A 17,141-nucleotide genomic window follows, 5' to 3' on the forward strand; every position below is an offset into this window, starting at 1 on the left:
TGGGCGGCGGCCCCGGTTCGCATTTCAGTGCCTTGTTCCGGCAGGGTTGGGGAATGCCTTTGAACACCCTTGCGCCCCAGCTCGTCCGGTGTGCGCCAGGCTTGGCCCTGAGCGCTGTGGCAATGGGCCTCGCCTTCAGCTTGCACGCAGTATTGCCTGCTATTCCCGCCATGACACTGGCCGTTGCTTTGGGTTTGCTCTCAGCAAATATACCGGGCACGGCTGCGTGGACTGCGGGGCGCGCCCGGCCAGGGTTGGACTTCGCCGGGAAGCACCTCATGCGCGCAGGCATAGTTTTCCTGGGACTGAAGGTCAGCATTGCGGACGTGCTGGGTTTGGGATGGTTGGCGCTGGTCCTGATCACCCTCATCGTCATGGCGAGCTTCGCGGGAACGTACGCACTGGCCAGGCTGCTGCGACTTCCCGCGGAAACAGCGTTGCTTATCGCCACGGGGTTCTCCATCTGCGGAGCTTCGGCGATCGGCGCAATGGCCGCGGTGCGCCGGGTGAGGCATCAGGACACAGTTCTCCCCGTTGCCTTGGTGACCTTGTGCGGGACGTTGGCGATCGGTGTCCTACCGCTCTTGATGCACCCTTTGAGCCTCAGCCCTGAACGTTTCGGGGCCTGGACCGGGGCCTCTGTACACGACGTCGGCCAGGTGGTGGCCACCGCCCAAACCGCCGGTGCTGCGGCGCTGGCGATCGCCGTCGTCGTCAAACTGACCCGGGTGGTCCTCCTCGCCCCGGTAGTGGCCGCAGCCGGCCTCCACCAGCGGATGGTGCACACGCGGTCGCGCGCGGCCGGCTCCGCTCTGAGGGACAGCGACGACGACGGGAAGTTCCCTCCCGTTGTCCCGCTGTTTGTGGTGGGTTTCATTCTCCTGGTGGTGGTTCGTTCGCTGGGGTGGGCCCCGCAACCGGTCTTGGACGCGGCCGCTTCCCTGCAGGACATCCTGCTCGCGATGGCCCTTTTCGGCCTGGGCTCCGCTGTGCGGGTACGGATGCTCATCCGAACGGGCGGGCGGGCCGTTGTGGTCGCCTTGGGATCCTGGCTGCTGATTGCAGGGCTCGGACTGGCCGCCGCATGGATCATGATTAGATAGCTGTGTGTCGAATCACAACCTGTCCCGCGACGAAGCCGCCACCCGTTCGGCCCTGATCACCACCCACAGCTATGACGTCACCTTGGATGTCCGCAGCGCCGCTGATCCGGCCGCCTCCGGGTACGCCAGCATCAGCACCATCTCGTTCTCGGCCACTCCCGGCTCCGCAACTTTCCTGGACTACATCAGTGGCGGCGTGGAATCGGTAGTGCTGAACGGACGCGTCCTTGATGCAGCAAACGTCGTGGATGGGGACCGGATCATCCTGGAAGGCCTCGCCGCGGAAAATACGGTGACAGTGACCGGAACGTCGCTGTACAGCCGCTCCGGGGAAGGCATGCACCGTTTCGTGGATCCTGCCGACGGCCAGTGCTACCTCTACACGCAGTACGAGCCGGCGGACAGCCGCCGGGTCTTTGCCAACTTTGAGCAGCCCGATCTCAAAGCCTTGTTCACGTTCCACGTCATCGCCCCGGCCGGATGGGAGGTAGCTTCCAACGGCGTGGAGCTTACGCGGGCCACCCTCCCCGATGACGCTCGGAGTGCCCGATGGGACTTCGCCACCACGGAGCGGATGTCCACCTACATCACCACGGTACTTGCAGGCCCGTACTTCAAACCTACGGATCATTGGACAGCAACGCTCGACGGCGGTGCGCGGCTTGAGGTACCGCTGGCCCTCTACTGCCGCGCCTCATTGTCAGGGTCCTTCGATGCCGAGGAAATCTTCCGGCTCACCAAGAGTGGCCTTGCTTTCTTCAATGAGCTCTTTGACTACCCTTATCCGTGGGGTAAATACGACCAGGCATTCGTGCCCGAGTACAACCTCGGTGCCATGGAGAACCCCGGGCTGGTCACCTTCACGGAGAAGTACATTTACGCCTCACGGGCTACTGACGCGCAATACCAGGGCCGCGCCAACACCCTGATGCACGAGATGGCCCACATGTGGTTCGGCGATCTCGTCACCATGAACTGGTGGGACGATCTCTGGCTTAAAGAGTCATTTGCCGATTACATGGGGACCCTCGGCGTGGACCGCGCCACGGCCTGGGATACCGCGTGGGTCAACTTCGCCAGCCGGCGCAAGGCCTGGGCCTATGTGCAGGACCAGCTGCCCACAACCCACCCGATCGTGGCTGATATCCCGGACCTTGAAGCCGCGAAGCAGAACTTTGACGGCATCACGTACGCCAAGGGTGCGTCCGTCCTCAAACAGCTGGTGGCCTACGTCGGCTTTGATGCTTTCATCGCCGGGTCCCGGCAGTACTTCCGTGACAACGCGTTCGGCAATACGTCCCTCCGTGATCTTCTCAAAGCACTCAGCGAGGCCTCGGGCCGGGATCTTGACACCTGGGCCCGCCAGTGGCTGCAGACGTCAGGTATCTCCACGGTCTCCGCAGAGATCGTTGAAGACGGCGGCCTGTTGGGTGCAGTGACGGTCCGGCAGGATGCCGTCGACCCCCTGACGGGACACCAGGAATTGCGGCCGCACCGGCTGCGCTTGGGCCTGTACGGGGCAGATGGGACCGGCGCCATCGTCCGGTCGGAAAGCCTCGAAGTAGACGTTGCCGGGCCCAGCACCCTCGTGCCGGAACTCGCGGGCAAAGCACGCCCGGCACTACTCTTGGTCAACGACGAGGACCTGAGCTATGCCAAGGTCCGTCTCGATCCCGTGTCCGAGCGAACTGTCCGTACCTCGCTCGATAGGATTCAGGACCCCATGGCGCGGGCCTTGTGCTGGACCGCTTTATGGGACTCGGCACGCGACGCCGTCACCCCGGCGGTTCAGTACGTGGCCGCGGTGGAACGGTTCGCGCCGACGGAGAACGGCATCGGCGTGCTGCTCAACATCTTGGGTAACGCCTCCAGTGCCATTGAACGATTTGTACCGGCCGCCCGAAGGAGTCACGTCCGCCGGGACTTCCTTGCCGTATCGGCGGCCCGCCTGCGGGATGCTCCTGCCGGTTCCGATCACCAGCTCGCCTGGGCCCGAACTCTGGCGACTGTCTCGCGGTACGGGGACAGCGAGTTGGACTTGCTACGCGGCATACTCGACGGCGGCACGGTTATTAACGGCTTGGCCGTGGACCCCGAGCTGCGCTGGAGCATGTGGCAAGCGCTGGCCGCCCACGGTCAAGCGACCCAAGCTGAACTGGACCGGGAACTCGAGGCCGATCAGACAGCGTCAGGGAAGGAAGGCCATTCCTTGGCGTCCGCCTCACGTCCTGATGCGGCAGTGAAAGCTGCAGCCTGGGACCGGGTGGTCAACAGCGAAGAACTCTCCAATGAGATCCTCGGCGCCACCATCGCAGGTTTCGTGACAGCCCCCGCGCCCATGCTGGACGCGTACGTGGAACCCTATTTTGAATCCCTTGACCGGGTCTGGGCAGAGCGCAGCATTGAGATCGCAGGCAGGATTGTCCGGGGACTTTTCCCGGGCTGGCAAGACCTTGCTATCGGCGCAGACCCGGCCCAGCACCCCGTTCTGGTCCGGACAGACCACTGGCTGGGTTTACATCCGGAAGCACCGCGGGCACTGCGACGCATCGTTATCGAGCAGCGAAGCCACCTCTTGCTTGCACTGACGGCCCAAGCCAACGGCTAAGGCCCCGCGGCGCCCTAGGGGACGCGGTTCAGCCATTCTTCGGTACCGAATTTGGCGTCCACCCGTCGGCGGGCTTCACGGAGTTCTGCCTCCGTTACTTGTGACTCAATGGCGCCGTACCTCTCCGTGAAAACTTCCTGCATCGCTTGGAGTATCGCTGAACGGGCCAACCCCGTCTGGCGACGCAACGGGTCCACGCGCTTCTTGGCGCTTCGAGTGCCTTTGTCCGAGAGTTTTTCCTTGCCGATGCGGAGGACTTCCACCATTTTGTCGGCGTCGATGTCATAGCTCATGGTGACGTGGTGCAGCATTCCCCCGTTGGACAGGCGCTTCTGTGCTGCTCCGCCGATCTTGCCCTGTTCCGTAGCGATGTCGTTGAGCGGAACATAGAAGGCACTGATGCCAAGCTTCTCCAGTGCGGCCATCACCCAAGCATCGAGGAAGGCGTAGGAATCGGCGAAGCTCATCCCATCAACCAACGTCTGCGGCAAGTAGAGAGAATAGGTAATACAGTTGCCGGCTTCCATGAACATGGCACCGCCCCCGCTGATGCGCCGCACCACCGTGATGCCATGGCGGGACACCCCCTCAGGGTCCACTTCGTTGTGTACCGACTGGAAGCTTCCAATGACGACCGAAGGTTCCTCCCAATCCCAGAACCTGAGGGTGGGGTTGCGGCTGCCATTTCCAACCTCTTCGGTAAGGACCTCGTCCAGGGCGACGTTGACCTGTGTAGGCAAGATGGAGGGCGGGATCATTTCCCATTGGTGGTCAGCCCAGCTGGTCGCCTTGGAAAGTGCCCTGCGGACTGTGACAGCAACGGCATCAGCAGAGAAGCCAAACAGAACAGCTCCAGCAGGAAGGCTTGCCGTCACGGCGGAAGCAATCTCTGAGGCCGGCGTGGACTCGGGAAGCCCCGTCAAAGCGCCGTTGATTGCTTCCAGCGCCTCATCGGGCTCCAAGAAAAAGTCACCGCTCAGCGAGACATCGGCGAACTTCCCCTCTACAACCTCGAGGTCCACCACGACGAGTTTGCCGCCGGGAACCTTATATTCGCCGTGAAGGCGGGTGCCGGCGTCGTGGTTTTGCTGGTCGGGGGAAATCCGGTGAGTCATGGGTTCCATCTTGCCGGAAAACGAAAAGGCCCGCACCGCTGGAAATCCAGCAGATGCGGGCCTTCGAAAAAGACTTGAGGGCGAAGTGGTTACTTCTTGCCGCCGAAGCCCTTGAAGCGGGCGTTGAAGCGCTCGACGCGGCCAGCGGAGTCCATGATGCGCTGCTTGCCCGTGTAGAACGGGTGGGACTCCGAAGAGATTTCGACGTCGATGACGGGGTAGGTGTTTCCGTCTTCCCATTCGATGGTCTTCGACGAAGAAACAGTCGACTTGGTCAGGAACTTGGTACCGGAAGCGAGGTCGTTGAAAACAACAGCTTCGTACTTCGGGTGGATATCAGACTTCATAATGGGACCTTTTGTTCACGCAACTGGATTTTGCCAGCTGCCAGGTATGAATGGAGGTGGTCCGCCACTGCGAACAACATTTCAGTGGGCGGGCCAACAATCAATCATAGCCGAAGTGGCCAGCGGGCACGAACCGGGCTCAGCCCCGGGGCCGGAGTTCCCAAAACGCGACAGCGGACGCCGCCGCGACGTTGAGGGAGTCCACGCCTGCCCGCATGGGTATCCTGACGGCGAGGTCGACGGCGGCAAGTGTCTCCTCGCTCATGCCGGCGCCCTCGGTGCCCAGCACCAAAGCGAGTTTCGGGAACTGCTTCTCCGCCAGTTCATCGAGGGTGAGCGCGTCAGGTGTCAGCTCCATGGCTGCGACAGTGAATCCTTGGTCTTTCAGTTGGCCAAGGTCCGCGGGCCAGGACTGCAGCCTCGCCCAGGGAACTTGGAAGACAGTGCCCATGCTCACGCGCACGCTCCGGCGGTACAGCGGGTCCCCGCAGCGCGGTGAGACCAGCACAGCATCCACCCCGAGGGCCGCCGCGGACCTGAAGATCGCCCCGACGTTGGTGTGGTCCACGATGTCTTCCAGCACAGCCACGCGTTGCGCTCCGGCGAGAAGCTCCGTGAGCGGCACTGCTGCGGGACGGTGCATTGCGGCCATGGCGCCACGGTGCAAATGGAAGCCGGTGATCTCCTCAAGCAGCGAGGCTGTGCCGATGAAGACCGGAACGTCCGGATAGTCATGGAAGACATCCTCGAGATCGGCCAACCACTTTTCCGCGAGGAAAAAGGACCGGGGTTGATGTCCGGCCGCGAGGGCGCGGCGCAGCACCCTCGAGGACTCCGCTATGTACATTCCCTCTTCGGGCTCACGCAGCTTCCGGAGGTGCACATCGGTCAGGGTGGTGTAGTCGCTGACCCGGGGATCATCGGCAGACTCAAGGTAATGGAACGTCACGGGAGAATCATTTCAGCAGGTTGGCGATCATGAAGCCCAAAGCCACGATGCCGAGCGTAAAGATCACGGCACGGAGCACCGTGGGCGAAAGCCTCCGGCCCACTTTGGAACCGAGCAGGCCACCAATCGTGGAGCTGACGGCAATCAGGAGCACAACCAACCAATTGATCCGGTCAAAGGCGAAGATCAGGTAGGAAGCGGCCGCCACCATGTTGACGCCGAGCACCAGGATGTTTTTCATGGCGTTTGCGTTCTGCATGGTTCCGGTGAGGAAGACCCCCAGGATGCCGACCAGCAGGATGCCTTGGGCAGCGACGAAATATCCACCGTAGACACCAGCCAGATAGACAAGCACGACCAGGACTACTCCATGGCTGTGATCGCGGATGGCCTGCTCCGGATCTTGCTGCCTGCTCCGTATCCATGCTTGCAGCTTCGGTTGGAACAGCACCATCAAGAGCGCCAGGACCAGCAGCACGGGAGCCACATAGCCGAACACCGTCTCGGGTAGGTGCAGCAGGAGCCATGCTCCGGTGATTCCACCGAGGAGGGAAGCAGGCAGGAGCTTCAGCAGTTGTTGACGCCGACCGGCAAGCTCACGCCGGTAGCCCCAGGCGCCGGCCGCAGTTCCCGCCACCAATCCCATGGCATTGCTCATGGATGCGACCACCGGAACCACGCCAAGGGCGATGAGGACCGGGAAGGTCACGAGGGTGCCGGAGCCCACCACCGCGTTGATGGTGCCTGCCCACAAGCCCGCAATAAAGACCAGGGCGCCGCTTAGAATCTCCACTGTCGCATGAGCCCCCGCCTAGCGGCGGGCCGTGGCCGTGTAGCGTCCGGCATTTTCGATAACCTCCAACGGCAGGCCGAAAGTTTCGCTCAGGTGCTCCGCGGTGAGGACTTCGCCGATGGGACCGGCCGCTACCACGGCGCCGTCGCGCAACAGTATGGCGTGGGTAAATCCGGGAGGCACTTCCTCAAGGTGGTGGGTCACGAGGACCATGGCAGGTGAGGCCTCGTCACGGGCAAGCTCGCCGAGCTTGTGGACCAGTTCCTCGCGACCGCCCAGGTCGAGTCCAGCTGCCGGCTCGTCCAGGAGCAGTAATTCCGGATCGGTCATCAAAGCCCGGGCAATCTGGACCCGCTTGCGCTCCCCTTCAGAGAGCGTGGCGAACGTGCGATTAAGCAACGGTCCCATCCCCCAGTCGTTCAGGAGGCGGAAGGCGCGCCGTTCGTCGTCGCGCTCGTAGCCTTCGCGCCAACGGCCAGTCACGCCGTAGGCCGCGGTGACGACTACGTTCAGGACAGTTTCATTCTCTGGAATCTGGTTGGCGAGTGCTGCCGAAGAGAGCCCGATCCGGGGACGGAGTTCAAAAACGTCAACACGACCCATCGTCTCGTCAAGGATGCCGGCTTTGCCGCTGCTCGGATGGAGGCGGGCGGCCGCGACCTGGAGAAGCGTGGTCTTACCCGCGCCGTTCGGCCCGAGTACCACCCAGCGCTCACCTTCGTTGACTTCCCAGTCAACCTTGTCCAGCAGGGTCTTTTTGCCTCGGACAACGCTGACGGAAGCCAATTCCAGAACATCACTCATAGCAGTAGACACTAGGACAAAAATCCGGCTGACTGATAACCGGCCATGGCTCCGGGTTCCGGGGTGAAACGAATTCGGGCCGCCCGGGGGCGCTCGATAGGATTGAGGCCATGACTTCGAACCTGGCTGCGGTCACCTATGCCGTGAATTTGTCCCCCGAATCACTGGAAACGCTAAGGAAGACCTTGGCAGATGCGGGGGCTGTGGTTTCGTCGGAGTCACAGTCCGGAGATGAGCGGTTTGCCGTCCACAGCGCAACCCTCACGGTGACTGCGGACGCATCATCGGACCTTGCCGAAGTCCGTAGCTATGTGGCGTCGAACGCCGTGGACGGCGTAGACACCGCCATCGTTCCAGAGGCCCTGCGGCAAGCCCCGCGGAAACTCCTCGTGATGGACGTCGACTCCACGTTGATCCAGCAGGAAGTCATAGAGCTCCTGGCCGCCCATGCCGGTAAGCGGGAAGAAGTCGCCGCCGTCACGGAGGCGGCAATGCGTGGTGAATTGGATTTCGCCCAGAGTTTGCACGCCCGGGTTGCTGTCCTCGCCGGGCTGCCGGCCGCCGTCGTCGACGCAGTGCGGCAAGAAGTCCGCCTTAGCCTCGGCGCGGCAGAGCTCGTTGCCGCGTTCAAGAATGCCGGCCACGTGGTGGCAGTGGTTTCGGGTGGTTTCAACCAGATCCTGGGTCCGCTCGCGGCCGAACTGCGTCTGGATTATTGGATCGCCAACGAACTGGAAATCGTCGACGGCGTCCTGACCGGCAAGGTTCTCGGCGCTGTCATTGATCGGGCTGCCAAGGAAAAGTACCTCCGCGAGTGGGCTGCGGCTGAAGGCATCAGTTTGGAACACACCATAGCTGTCGGCGACGGCGCCAACGATCTCGACATGCTCGGAGCTGCGGGAATAGGTATTGCCTTTAATGCCAAGCCCGCCGTCCGGGCTGTGGCCGACGCCGCGATCAATATGCCGTACTTGGACGCGGTTCGGCATATCGCTAACGTGTAGGCTGCCTCGATTTCGTGACGCGAAAAAGCAAACTATTTATTAAATTGATGCTAAAAACCTAGTTTCTCAGTCCCTAATTCCCTCACCTTGCCTAAATTTATGTCACCCGGTGAATTCGACGTATATTGTTCGAGTTCGTTATTTTCGTGCACAATTGCAAACTCATCAGGGAGCCGTAAAGAATCCCGCAATCCAGGATGACGGAAGTACAGAGGCAGGACGTGAACGGTACGCAACGTACGTGGAAGTGGTGGCGACGCGACGAAGGCTCTTCCGCTGCGGAGCCCTCACTGACGGAAACGCCAGAGGCGGAGCCTCCAGAGGTGGACTTCGTTTCCTGGGAGTTGCTCCAAAGCACCCCTTTGTACCAGGAAGCCAGTTCCGTCTACTTTGCGGACGCCCTTGGAGAAAGAGCAGAACAGGAAGAAGACATTATGAGCTCACTTGATGAAGCTATCAGGCAACTGCTGTCCATCGAAGGTGCCACGGGTGCGGCGATCGTCGACTATTCCAGCGGCATGGCACTGGCTCAGGGGGGAAGTCCCGGCTTTGACCTCGGCGTGGCTGCTGCGGGTAATTCAAATGTCGTCAGTGCGAAGCTGCGCACCATGGCGGACCTAAACCTGAACAGCGACATCGAAGACATCCTCATCACCCTGGGGTCCCAGTACCACCTGATCAACGTCCTGAACTCGGGTGGTTCCAAGGGCCTCTTCGTCTACCTGGTGTTGGACCGGACCTACGCAAACCTGGCGTTGGCACGCCACAAGCTGAATAACCTCGCCAACGGGATCATCATCTAACAAGAACCGAACCCAAAAAGGGGCGGCCACCATTGCAGAGTAATCGCGATGGGGGCCGCCCCTTTGCTCCATGGCAACTGCTGGGCTGCTCCATGGCAACTGCTGGGCCCGAAAAACGTGAGCAGCCGTCAGGCCTTCACCCTGCGTGCCATAGTGGCTCCCAACGCGGGCGTGCTACCCAGCATGTGGTGTACCAGGACGTCCTCGTTGGTGTTGGCGTTCGCTTCGATGGTGACCAGTTCGCCGTCGCGCATCACGGCGATCCGGTGGCACCAACTGACGAGTTCCGATAGATCCGAGGACAGAAGAATGATCGCGACGCCGGTCTGGCTGAGCTCGTTGAGCATCTTGTACACCACCTCTTTGGCGCCGATGTCGATGCCGCGGCTGGGGTGGCTGAGGATCAACACGTCACAGTCGGTGGTCATCCATCTGGCCAACTGGACCTTTTGCCGATCACCTCCGGACAGATGTGTGAGGCTCCCATGGATATTCGTTGTGTTGATCCTCATGCGCCGGACCAGTTCAATCACGCCCCGGAGCTGGCTGACCTCGGCTTGAAGCGTGGCCTGCGTGTCCTCACTACTCTGCTGCAGGCCCTCAACAATGCTGGCTTGGGGCTCGAGGTTGTCATCATCATCCGACAGGTAACCAATCTTCAGCCTCCGTGCATCCTCCAGCCGCCGGATCTCGACCTTATTTCCGTGCATGAAAATGTCGCCCGAGATGCTCGGGCGAATGCCCACGAGTGCCTCCGTCAACTGGTAGACGCCGGAACGATGCGTACCGACGATGCCGAAAATTTCACCCTTGGCTACGCTGAAACTGACATTGCGAACAACATCTCCTACCGCGAGGTTCCTGACCTGCAGCACCTCGGAAGCATCCGCCGGATCAGCAGGCCTCGCAGTGTCCTGCAACTTCTGCTGCAGCAGCATGAAGGTGAGCTCATCAACGCTTGTTTGGCTGGCATCGACGATCCGGTGGACTTTGCCGTCCCGCAGGACAGCGATGCGGTGCGCGATGGAACGGACCTCGTCCAGCCTGTGGGTGATGTAAATGATCGCCCGCCCTTGACCGACAAGCATCCGGAGAACGTGGTGGAGGATAGCGACGTCGTGATCGGGCAGTGACGCGGCAACTTCATCCATAATGACCAACTGGGCTTCTTCGGCCACCATTCGGAGAACCTCAACGAGGGCCTGCTCCGCCCGGATCAACGTGCCGACTTTAGCGTCAGGGTCCATGGAAACGCCGATGCCGTCGATGAGCTCGAGTGCTTGAGCCCTTAGCTCCGCGTGGGATTTGGCTGCCTGGAAGGTTCCGCGGAATATCGCCGTTGCCACGGTCAATTCGGGATCGAGCCGGAAATTCTGTGGAATGAGCCCCACCCCGCAGGCACGCGCTTCCTCAGGAGATTCCGGCGAGTAGCGTTCACCAGCCATCATGATGTGGCCGGCGTCATGTTGGTGGGAACCCGCCAACACTTTCATGAGGGTGGTTTTGCCGGCACCGTTCGTTCCAATGACACCAAGAATTTCGCCTCGATACAACGACATGCCAATGCCTTTGAGGATGCGCCGCTGATCATAGGAGGCGTGAATGTCGTCAGCGTGGAGTAACAAGTCCAATTGTGCTCCTGGTTTGGCGATATGCGTTCAGTGCCCGGCGGAGAATTCCGTAGGTTGCGCATCACCCAAATTCCGCATTCGGCGCGCCACTACAGCGAGGGCGCATTGCAGAGTCAACCAGATCACGACGATAAACGCAAAGGCGGAAAGACGAAACAACATTTTCTAATTCGTGACGCGGAATGCCGAACTATTTATTAGATTGTCACCAAGGGTAAAAGCAGAGCGGCCCGGGACATCAGTCCCGGGCCGCTCTGCTACTTCCGTTACGTTCGGAGTCTGTCCTACTGGGCAGCCTTGCCGAAGTAGTCAGCGCCTCCGACGTACTCGGTGTGTCCGGATTCGACGTCGGCGGTGACCATCTTGGCGACCTCCGCGGCGAATTCCTTGACTGAGTACAACTTTCCGGCCTCGGCTCGCCGTGCTTCGATAGCACCCGGGTTGGAGCGGTCCAGCAGAGTGGCTGTTACCGTTCCCTCGATCATGTCGCCGGAAACCACCACCAAGGAGATTCCCTTGTCCTCGAGCTGAGGCAGAAGGTCGCGCAGTGCATCCTCGCCCGCCCGCTTGCTCTTCGCTACGGGCTCGTACTCGGGCATGGTGGGAACGGATTCCACAAAGTGGGCTTGGTGGCTGGTGACGAACACAACCCGCGAACCTTCCGGCATGAGTGGGACAGCCGCGTTGAGCATGTTGACCTGTGCGTCGCGGTTCAGCTTGAGGGCGTAGCCCTCTTCCATGCCCGTCTCCATGCCGCCGGATGCATTCAGCACCAGGACATCCAGGGAGCCGAATTCTTCCATCGCCTTGCTGGCGAGGGCGTGTACGCCCTCCTCGGTTGTCAGGTCCGCACCAACGGCCGCAGCGCGGCCTCCCGCTGCCTGGATTTCCGCCACGACCTTGTTGGCGCGTGGCGCTTTTTGACGGTAGTTCACGACGACGGCGGCACCCTCAGCTGCCAGGAACTTGGCAACTTCTGCCCCGATTCCGCGAGAGGAACCCGTCACGATCGCGGTCTTGTGTTCCAGCTTTCCCATTCATGCTCCTTTTGTTCACTACATCCAAAAATCGTGGCCTGATCTCCATCATGCCAGCGGCTTGGATGGAATCCGTTGTAGGGCCCGGACAAAAACCGCTATCGGAGCTAGTGGCCCATTCCGAGGCCGCCGTCAACGGGTATTACGGCACCGGATATGTAGGCGGCTTCATCGCTGGCCACCCAACGAACCACGTTGGCTACCTCGGAAGCTTCGGCGAACCGGCCGGCCGGGACATTCGCCAAGTACGATTTCTGCGTCTCTTCGGGCAGTTCAGCGGTCATGTCGGTATTGATGAAGCCTGGGGCCACGACGTTGGCGGTGATGCCGCGGCTGCCGAGTTCCCGCGTCAGGGAACGGGCAATGCCAACCATCCCGGCTTTGGAAGCTGAATAGTTAATCTGGCCGGGGGCGCCGTACAGGCCGGAAACCGAAGAAATGAGCACGACCCGACCTTTGCGCAGGCGGATCATCCCCTTGGACGCGCGCTTGATAACGCGGAAAGCGCCGGTGAGGTTGGTGTCCAGGACGGAGGTGAAGTCGGCCTCGCTCATCCGCAGCAACAGCGTGTCCTTGGTGATGCCGGCATTTGCCACCAACACTTCAACAGGACCGTGTGCCTCTTCCACCTTTTTAAAGGCCTCATCGATGGAAGCCTCATCGGTAACGTCGGCCTTGACGCCCAGGATTCCTTCAGGCAGTTCAGTTTCACTGCGGTAAGTAACCGCCACCTTGTCCCCGTTGGCCAGGAATGACTCGGCAATGGCCAAGCCGATGCCGCGATTACCGCCGGTGATGAGGACGCTACGGCCGTTGGATACTGCTTCAGACATGCTTGGACTCCGGATTCTGCGGCAGGCATCCGCCACGTTGAAGAGGGATTTTTCTGGTTCGATCTTATCCGCAGCGCCCGCCCGCCGCGGATAGCAGCCCTGGTTTGGGTGGTCACGGCCTTGGTGAGAGAATTGGGGGAAGCCTTTGGAGCGTGATGATTCAGCTGTGACACAAGAAGACAGTCCCCTGCAGCATGCGCCCGGGGATCCGGATGACGTATCCGGGGACCCGGAGGTGCACAGCATTACCGATGCCGCCGCCGCGCACTCGGAAGACATGCGGGATCGCATGATCAAGTACGCCGTCGCTATGGGAATCCGCATGGTGTGCATCGTCCTGATCTTCGTGGTGGACGGCTGGTTCAAAATCATCGCGATCGCAGGGGCAGTCTTTCTTCCGTGGATTGCCGTGGTTATCGCCAACGGGAGCGACAAGGCGGAAGTCCCCAGCGATTCCCTCCTGGAATACCTCCCGGTTCCCGAGATCGAAGGGCCGGCCACGCATGTCGGGACGCCCCCAGAGGAAGGACCGACGATCCTCCAGGGCGAAGTGGTGGACGAAGAGCCGCCGACCACAGAAGCCCCGGACGTGCGCTCCGGCAACCCGCCCCGAAAACCCAACAGCGAGGAGGCGACGTCATGAACATCCTCAACCTTGGTGGGTTAGGATCCCCCCAACAGGATTCAAGGAGCACCACTGGCCCTGCCCTGTGTGCCCGCAAAGGATGCCGTGCCGGCGCCACGTGGCAGTTGCTGTGGAATAATCCCCGCATCCACACCCCCGAACGCCGTAAGGTCTGGTTGGCATGCGAAGAGCACAGGGAATGGCTGGAGGAATACCTGAAGACACGGGAACTCTGGAAAGAAACCCAGCCTTTTAAGGTTGTTGGTGCACCATCGAACGAGGCCGGCTGAATGTACCGTTTCCTTTTCTCCAGCAAGTGGCTGGGGTACTTCGTCTTGGCTGCCGTCTTCGCCACGGGATGCGTGCTGCTTGGCCGGTGGCAGATGGACCGCCGCGCAGAAACCCTCGCCGAGATAAACCGCGTGGTGACCAATTACTCAGCCGCTCCAGTCCCCTTTTCCCAGGTAAAGAACCAATTCGCGTCCTTGGATCCGGAGCGGGAATGGACGCAGGTCGAGCTAAGAGGCAGCTATGATCTGGCCGGTGAACGTGTGGTTCGAAACCGTCCCCTCAACGGGCAACCTGGCTATGAGGTTGTTGTGCCTTTCCGCTTGACCACCGGAGATGCTGTGGTGATTGATCGTGGCTGGTTACCCATCGGCAACAAGACCCCGGGCCACCCCGACACCATCCCCGCGCCACCAAGTGGACAAGTGACAGTGGTCGCCCGCCTCAAGGCTTCGGAACCCAATTTGGACCGAGGATCCGTGGAAGGCCAGCTCGCGTCCATCGACCTCCCCACTTACGCCAGTGAACTCCAGTACCCCATAGCGACGGGAGCTTACGGACAACTGGCAAGCGAGACCCCCAGCGTGCATGACATGCCCGCGCCGTTCCCCAAGCCCGAAACCGACGAAGGGACCCACCTCTCCTATTCGTTGCAGTGGTTTGCGTTCGGCGTCCTGATGTTCATCGGTTTCGGATACGCCGCGCGCCAACAGGCCCGTAATGCGGCGATTGACGCGGAAGAAGATGAAGAGGACGAGTTCATCGCTGCGGGCGGACTGCCCAAGCGGAGGGCCCCGGCTCCTCGAAAGAATAAGCGGCCGACCGCCGAAGACGAGGAAGATGCGATCCTTGATGCCCAAGGTTACTGATCCTGTAGGAAACGTCAGGCTGGCACTCAAGGCAGCCGGCGCGCCGGACACTGTCAGGATCTTCGAGCATAGCGTTCCGACGGCGGCAGCGGCGGCTGCCGTTCTCGGCTGCGACGTTGCAGCCATCGCAAACAGTCTTGTGTTCGAGCTCTCCGGCCGTCCCCTGCTGATCCTCGCCAGCGGCGCCGCCAAGGTCGATACCGCTCTTGTGGCCGATCAGTTGGGGCTCGGCCGGATCCGCCGGGCCAGTCCGGATTTCGTCCTGGAACATACGGGCCAGGAAGTTGGCGGAGTTGCCCCGGTGGGCCACCCTGGCCCCATCCGCACTGTTCTTGACGCCTCGCTTGAGCAGTACCCGCTGCTGTGGGCCGGAGCCGGTGACCACAACGCCATGTTCTCCATCAGCTATGAGGAACTCGCACGGATCACCGAAGCCGAACCACTGAGGGTCCGCTGAAGTAAGAGGCCGCTGAACTAGGAGCCCGCAGCGGCGGCGCTAGGCCAACGTGATGAGGTCGAGGTAGTCCTCGTTCCAGTGGTCCTCCACCCCGTCGGGAAGCAATACCACACGCTCGGGGTTCAGGGCTGAGACCGCGCCTTCGTCGTGGCTGACCATCACGACGGCGCCGCTGTAGTTTTTGAGCGCCCCCAGAATTTCCGCGCGGCTGGCGGGGTCCAGGTTGTTGGTGGGTTCGTCCAGCAGCAAGACGTTGGCACTGGACGCCACGATGGTGGCAAGTGCAAGTCGTGTCTTTTCACCACCGGACAATACGCCCGCCGGCTTCTCGACGTCGTCTCCCGAGAAGAGGAATGAGCCCAGGATGCCCCGAACCTCCGCATCCTTCATGTCCGGGGCGGAGGAGCGCATGTTCTCAAGAACGGTGCGGTCGACGTCGAGCGTTTCGTGCTCCTGGGCGTAGTAACCGACCTTCAGTCCGTGCCCGGGGATGATTTCGCCGGTGTCCGGTTTGTCGACTCCGGCAAGCATGCGCAGAAGAGTGGTCTTGCCGGCACCGTTGAGGCCAAGAATGACCACCTTCGACCCGCGATCGATCGCCAAATCGACGTCGGTGAAAATTTCAAGGGAGCCGTAGGACTTGCTGAGGCCTTCGGCGGTCAGCGGTGTCTTGCCACACGGCGATGGATCGGGGAAGCGCAACGCTGCCACCCGGTCATTCTCACGCACTGCCTCGAGGCCGCTCAAAAGGCGCTCAGCTCGCTTGGCCATGTTTTGCGCAGCCACGGCCTTCGTAGCCTTGGCACGCATCTTGTTGGCTTGGTCAATAAGTACTTGGGCCTTCTTTTCGGCGTTTGCACGCTCGCGCTTGCGCGCACGCTCGTCCGTCTCGCGCTGAAGCAGGTAGCGCTTCCAGTCCATGTTGTAGTAGTCGATCTGCGCGCGGTTGGCGTCAAGCAGGAAGACCTTGTTCACCGTGGCTTCCAGGAGATCCGTGTCGTGGCTGATCACGATCAAGCCGCCTTGGTGGTTCTTGAGGAAGTCGCGCAACCAAGTAATGGAATCGGCGTCGAGGTGGTTGGTGGGCTCGTCAAGAAGGAGCGTCTCAGCGTCCGAATACAAGATCCGCGCCAACTCCACGCGGCGGCGCTGGCCACCTGAGAGCGTCTTCAGCGGCTGGTTGAGGAGCCGATCGGGCAACGCAAGGTTGGAGGAGATGGCGGCAGCTTCGGCCTCTGCCGCGTAACCGCCACCGGCCAGGAATTCCGTTTCCAAACGGTCATAGCGGTTCATGGCCTTACGCTGGACCGCGGCGTCCTCGCTCGCCATGTCCTCGTGGGCCTTCTTCAGTTTCCCGACCACCACATCCAAGCCCCGCGCGGAGAGAATCCGGTCGCGGGCAAGCTGCTCCATGTCCGGAGTCCGGGGATCCTGCGGCAAGTACCCGATCTCGCCGCTACGTGTCACTTTTCCGCTGGCGGGGAGGCCCTCACCTGCAAGGACTCGGGTAAGGGTTGTTTTGCCGGCTCCATTGCGGCCAACCAGCCCGATTTTGTCCCCCCTGTCCACCCTGAAGTTCACCTGGTCCATGAGCAGGCGTGCGCCGGCGCGGAGTTCAAGATCCTGGACGGTAATCAATTCGGGTGATGCCTTTCAATGGGGAACGCCTGCGGAACCGGTGGGCCGGGTGAGTGAGGCGGGTACGGCCGTAAGAACAGCCTTACCAAGTCTACCGGCACCCCGGACGCGCGCATGCATCCGTCGAAACGGGGCCGAGTGCGGGCCATGCGCGCCGGCAAGGTTCGGCAATCTGTGCCAAGGGCTAAACAATTCCGGTTCCGTATTGTGGAGAGGCTCCAAAAAACCCCACCCCCA

At 61.3% G+C, this 17,141-nt stretch carries 17 protein-coding genes; 8 read left to right on the forward strand and 9 right to left on the reverse strand.

All coding sequences use genetic code 11. The features are described 5' to 3' along the window. The first annotated feature begins 53 nt into the window (after window positions 1–53). A complete protein-coding gene (locus tag QRN42_RS05940) occupies window positions 54–1,103 on the forward strand; it encodes a YeiH family protein (protein ID WP_284978355.1) in 1,050 nt (349 codons plus the stop codon). A gap of 4 nt (window positions 1,104–1,107) precedes the next feature. Then, window positions 1,108–3,711 carry an aminopeptidase N gene (gene pepN, locus QRN42_RS05945; protein WP_284978356.1) on the forward strand — a complete coding sequence of 868 codons (2,604 nt, stop codon included), beginning with the start codon at window positions 1,108–1,110 and terminating at the stop codon, window positions 3,709–3,711. Between the two features lie 14 nt (window positions 3,712–3,725). Here the strand turns inward: pepN and lplAB are convergent, their stop codons facing one another. The 5 genes from lplAB to QRN42_RS05970 all read right to left on the reverse strand — a co-directional run bounded on the left by lplAB (window position 3,726) and on the right by QRN42_RS05970 (window position 7,719). Further along, window positions 3,726–4,826: a lipoate-protein ligase LplAB gene (lplAB, locus tag QRN42_RS05950; protein ID WP_284978357.1), complete on the reverse strand. Its 1,101-nt coding sequence runs from the start codon at window positions 4,824–4,826 to the stop codon at window positions 3,726–3,728. A gap of 89 nt (window positions 4,827–4,915) precedes the next feature. Then, complete coding sequence (locus tag QRN42_RS05955; RefSeq protein ID WP_066275740.1) at window positions 4,916–5,173, reverse strand: type B 50S ribosomal protein L31; 258 nt, start codon at window positions 5,171–5,173, stop codon at window positions 4,916–4,918. Window positions 5,174–5,312: 139 nt separating this feature from the next. Next, a complete protein-coding gene (locus QRN42_RS05960) occupies window positions 5,313–6,122 on the reverse strand; it encodes a TrmH family RNA methyltransferase (RefSeq protein WP_284978358.1) in 810 nt (269 codons plus the stop codon). Between the two features lie 7 nt (window positions 6,123–6,129). Continuing rightward, the gene (locus QRN42_RS05965) at window positions 6,130–6,915 is read right to left on the reverse strand and encodes a sulfite exporter TauE/SafE family protein (protein ID WP_284978359.1); all 786 of its coding nucleotides are present in this window, start codon (window positions 6,913–6,915) and stop codon (window positions 6,130–6,132) included. A gap of 18 nt (window positions 6,916–6,933) precedes the next feature. Further along, window positions 6,934–7,719 carry an ABC transporter ATP-binding protein gene (locus tag QRN42_RS05970; RefSeq protein WP_284978360.1) on the reverse strand — a complete coding sequence of 262 codons (786 nt, stop codon included), beginning with the start codon at window positions 7,717–7,719 and terminating at the stop codon, window positions 6,934–6,936. A gap of 110 nt (window positions 7,720–7,829) precedes the next feature. Between QRN42_RS05970 and serB the strand changes: the two genes are divergently transcribed. Further along, window positions 7,830–8,723 (forward strand): phosphoserine phosphatase SerB, encoded by an 894-nt coding sequence (serB, locus tag QRN42_RS05975; RefSeq protein ID WP_284978361.1) that lies wholly within the window; start codon window positions 7,830–7,832, stop codon window positions 8,721–8,723. Window positions 8,724–8,920: 197 nt separating this feature from the next. Continuing rightward, complete coding sequence (locus tag QRN42_RS05980) at window positions 8,921–9,526, forward strand: hypothetical protein (RefSeq protein ID WP_284978362.1); 606 nt, start codon at window positions 8,921–8,923, stop codon at window positions 9,524–9,526. Between the two features lie 128 nt (window positions 9,527–9,654). On the opposite strand, the gene QRN42_RS05985 is transcribed toward QRN42_RS05980, so the two are convergent. From QRN42_RS05985 to QRN42_RS05995, 3 genes are all read right to left on the reverse strand, one after another. Then, window positions 9,655–11,157, reverse strand: a complete 1,503-nt coding sequence (locus QRN42_RS05985) for a sugar ABC transporter ATP-binding protein (protein WP_284978363.1) — start codon at window positions 11,155–11,157, stop codon at window positions 9,655–9,657. Between the two features lie 284 nt (window positions 11,158–11,441). After that, window positions 11,442–12,194 carry an SDR family oxidoreductase gene (locus QRN42_RS05990; protein WP_284978364.1) on the reverse strand — a complete coding sequence of 251 codons (753 nt, stop codon included), beginning with the start codon at window positions 12,192–12,194 and terminating at the stop codon, window positions 11,442–11,444. Window positions 12,195–12,301: 107 nt separating this feature from the next. Continuing rightward, window positions 12,302–13,027, reverse strand: a complete 726-nt coding sequence (locus QRN42_RS05995; RefSeq protein WP_284974714.1) for a beta-ketoacyl-ACP reductase — start codon at window positions 13,025–13,027, stop codon at window positions 12,302–12,304. Window positions 13,028–13,193: 166 nt separating this feature from the next. Here QRN42_RS05995 and QRN42_RS06000 point away from each other — a divergent pair, with 166 nt between their 5' ends. Genes QRN42_RS06000 through QRN42_RS06015 form a run of 4 tightly spaced genes read left to right on the forward strand, consistent with a single transcriptional unit; the run spans window position 13,194 to window position 15,266 of the window. Continuing rightward, window positions 13,194–13,670: a DUF3099 domain-containing protein gene (locus QRN42_RS06000; protein ID WP_410549807.1), complete on the forward strand. Its 477-nt coding sequence runs from the start codon at window positions 13,194–13,196 to the stop codon at window positions 13,668–13,670. Further along, on the forward strand, window positions 13,667–13,942 hold the full coding sequence (locus tag QRN42_RS06005) for a hypothetical protein (RefSeq protein ID WP_284978366.1): 276 nt from the start codon (window positions 13,667–13,669) through the stop codon (window positions 13,940–13,942). The genes QRN42_RS06000 and QRN42_RS06005 overlap by 4 nt, the downstream gene beginning before the upstream one ends. Then, a complete protein-coding gene (locus QRN42_RS06010) occupies window positions 13,943–14,809 on the forward strand; it encodes an SURF1 family cytochrome oxidase biogenesis protein (protein WP_284978367.1) in 867 nt (288 codons plus the stop codon). Next, window positions 14,793–15,266: a YbaK/EbsC family protein gene (locus tag QRN42_RS06015; protein WP_284978368.1), complete on the forward strand. Its 474-nt coding sequence runs from the start codon at window positions 14,793–14,795 to the stop codon at window positions 15,264–15,266. The genes QRN42_RS06010 and QRN42_RS06015 overlap by 17 nt, the downstream gene beginning before the upstream one ends. Before the next feature lie 39 nt (window positions 15,267–15,305). On the opposite strand, the gene QRN42_RS06020 is transcribed toward QRN42_RS06015, so the two are convergent. Beyond that, a complete protein-coding gene (locus tag QRN42_RS06020; RefSeq protein WP_284974719.1) occupies window positions 15,306–16,904 on the reverse strand; it encodes an ABC-F family ATP-binding cassette domain-containing protein in 1,599 nt (532 codons plus the stop codon). Window positions 16,905–17,141: the final 237 nt, after the last annotated feature.

Source organism: Arthrobacter sp. fls2-241-R2A-200 (assembly GCF_030209745.1).
GTDB lineage: Bacteria > Actinomycetota > Actinomycetes > Actinomycetales > Micrococcaceae > Arthrobacter.

Excerpts from the sequence above, each read along its gene's own strand:
- QRN42_RS05940 (WP_284978355.1), top strand. The coding sequence starts at position 54 with ATGCCTTTGAACACCCTTGCGCCCCAGCTCGTCCGGTGTGCGCCAGGC.
- QRN42_RS06005 (WP_284978366.1), top strand. The coding sequence starts at position 13,667 with ATGAACATCCTCAACCTTGGTGGGTTAGGATCCCCCCAACAGGATTCA.
- QRN42_RS05995 (WP_284974714.1), bottom strand. The coding sequence starts at position 13,027 with ATGTCTGAAGCAGTATCCAACGGCCGTAGCGTCCTCATCACCGGCGGT.
- QRN42_RS05970 (WP_284978360.1), bottom strand. The coding sequence starts at position 7,719 with ATGAGTGATGTTCTGGAATTGGCTTCCGTCAGCGTTGTCCGAGGCAAA.
- QRN42_RS06015 (WP_284978368.1), top strand. The coding sequence starts at position 14,793 with ATGCCCAAGGTTACTGATCCTGTAGGAAACGTCAGGCTGGCACTCAAG.
- serB (WP_284978361.1), top strand. The coding sequence starts at position 7,830 with ATGACTTCGAACCTGGCTGCGGTCACCTATGCCGTGAATTTGTCCCCC.
- QRN42_RS05980 (WP_284978362.1), top strand. The coding sequence starts at position 8,921 with ATGACGGAAGTACAGAGGCAGGACGTGAACGGTACGCAACGTACGTGG.
- lplAB (WP_284978357.1), bottom strand. The coding sequence starts at position 4,826 with ATGACTCACCGGATTTCCCCCGACCAGCAAAACCACGACGCCGGCACC.
- QRN42_RS05955 (WP_066275740.1), bottom strand. The coding sequence starts at position 5,173 with ATGAAGTCTGATATCCACCCGAAGTACGAAGCTGTTGTTTTCAACGAC.
- QRN42_RS06010 (WP_284978367.1), top strand. The coding sequence starts at position 13,943 with ATGTACCGTTTCCTTTTCTCCAGCAAGTGGCTGGGGTACTTCGTCTTG.
- QRN42_RS05990 (WP_284978364.1), bottom strand. The coding sequence starts at position 12,194 with ATGGGAAAGCTGGAACACAAGACCGCGATCGTGACGGGTTCCTCTCGC.